This window comes from Frankia sp. CcWB2 (assembly GCF_977927585.1).
Genome location: NZ_CDWRCM010000292.1, coordinates 3,251 through 4,070, shown reverse-complemented (window position 1 = coordinate 4,070; position 820 = coordinate 3,251). Strand labels below are relative to the sequence as shown.

Genomic DNA, 820 nt, shown 5'->3' with positions numbered 1-820 from the left:
CACCCATCCGCCGATAGCGCGGTAGTGGCAGGGCAACACGATCGGCGCTGCCGAGTTCAACGGCGGCGTTTAGCACTTGGCTAGCGCGTTTCCCAGCGAGACACCTGCCTTCGCCAGGGACTCCTTGGTGTAGAGCGCGAAGTCGAGGTTCACGACCGTTTCCACCGGACGGCCCGTCAACTTGTTGACGATCTGATCCACCGCGTTGGCGCCAATCTCCCGCTCCGGAAGAGATGTGATTGCAGCGACTTCTCCTGCGTTCAACTGGGCGATGGTGGTGTCATCCGAACCGCCGTAACCGCCAACAATTTCCAGATCCGCGCCGCGCTGCTTGGGGGACGTAATGAAGTAACAAATACGTGATCGAGAGCATCATCGCAGGTCACAGGCCTGTGGAGGGTTCGAAACGCGCAAGTTATTTCATTTCGACTCCTTGGCGGCCGTCACGATGCCGGTTGTCGCCTGAGTCTCAGTACCGAAGACGCCGAAGAGGTCAGGATGACGAGCCAGCATGGCGGCAGCGGTCTTCGTGGTGTCAGCTACGCCGCCAGCATCGAACTGCGCCCCAACGTAGGTAATGTTGTCGTACTTCTTAATCTCAGATTCGAAGCCATGCCGCTCCCCGTCAGCAGCAGTGAACGTCATGAGGCCGACCTTGACCTTCTTACCGTTTGCCTTCTCGGCCAGGTACTTGGCCGCTATGGCCCCACTCTGCTCGTTATTAACAAGGCTTTGAGCCGTCAATTGATCAGTGTTAGTCAAGTTATTGATTGCGGTGGCAACGGGGATTCCCTTGTCGACCACCGACTTGATGGGTTCG

2 protein-coding genes are annotated in these 820 nt (G+C 57.7%); both read right to left on the bottom strand.

From position 1 onward, the window contains the following. Positions 1-69: 69 nt before the first annotated feature. The gene (locus ACY45C_RS20645) at positions 70-264 is read right to left on the bottom strand and encodes a hypothetical protein (RefSeq protein WP_462189210.1); all 195 of its coding nucleotides are present in this window, start codon (positions 262-264) and stop codon (positions 70-72) included. Between the two features lie 156 nt (positions 265-420). Continuing rightward, the coding region (locus ACY45C_RS20640) for a substrate-binding domain-containing protein (protein ID WP_462189209.1) at positions 421-820 on the bottom strand (400 nt) is incomplete at its 5' end.